This window comes from Oleiphilus sp. HI0128 (assembly GCF_001635365.1).
Window position 1 is genome coordinate 1 of the sequence record NZ_LWGG01001290.1, and the last position, 746, is coordinate 746.

Below are 746 nucleotides of genomic sequence, written 5' to 3' on the forward strand. Positions count from 1 at the left end.
TGCAGAACTGCTTTTGAGTAGAGCACATGAAGCTCTAGCGTTATGTTCAGAGGGTGATGCTAATGCCGCCAGCATGGTTTCTTCAGCCTCCTCATCACTACACAACCTACCCAGCGAAAATCATGAGATTAGTGAAGCACTCAACATGCTGAATGAAGCGCAAATCCAAATTGAAGAGGCAGGTAGTAATTTACGCCATTTTATCGACTCATTTGAACTCAACCCAGCACGCCTGCAAGAAATCGAAGAACGCCTAAGCACTGCTTACCAGTTAGCAAGAAAACACCGCTGTGAACCCACTGAGCTGTTAACCATACAAAACAAACTCAGCAAAGAACTACATGACTTTAATAATGGCGACCAAAATCTGGAGCAACTGCAAGCTGAAGTAATCGAATTGGAAAACACTTACCGGGCCTTAGCTGAAACGCAGCGTCAGAAGCGTATAAAGTGTGCCAGCTCTTTAGAAAAGAAAATATGTGAGCAGCTAGCATTGATGGATATGAAGTCAGTGAAGTTCTGCGTCAGCCTAACACCTCTCGATAACAGCAAGGTAAGCCAGCACGGTCTGGATACCGTCGAATTCCTGATTAGCACCAATCCTGGACAGCCCCCCAAAGCCATCAACAAAGTTGCCTCAGGCGGTGAGCTGTCCCGAATCAGCTTAGCGATTCAAGTCATTGTCGCTCAAAACTCGACCATTCCAACACTGGTTTTCGATGAGGTGGATGTAGGCATTGGCGGCG

Annotated in this window: 1 pseudogene; it reads left to right on the forward strand. The window is 46.5% G+C overall.

Annotated features, from left to right (window positions below):
• Positions 1-13 precede the first annotated feature (13 nt).
• Positions 14-746, forward strand: a pseudogene (locus tag A3763_RS21575) (DNA repair protein RecN); the annotation flags it as partial.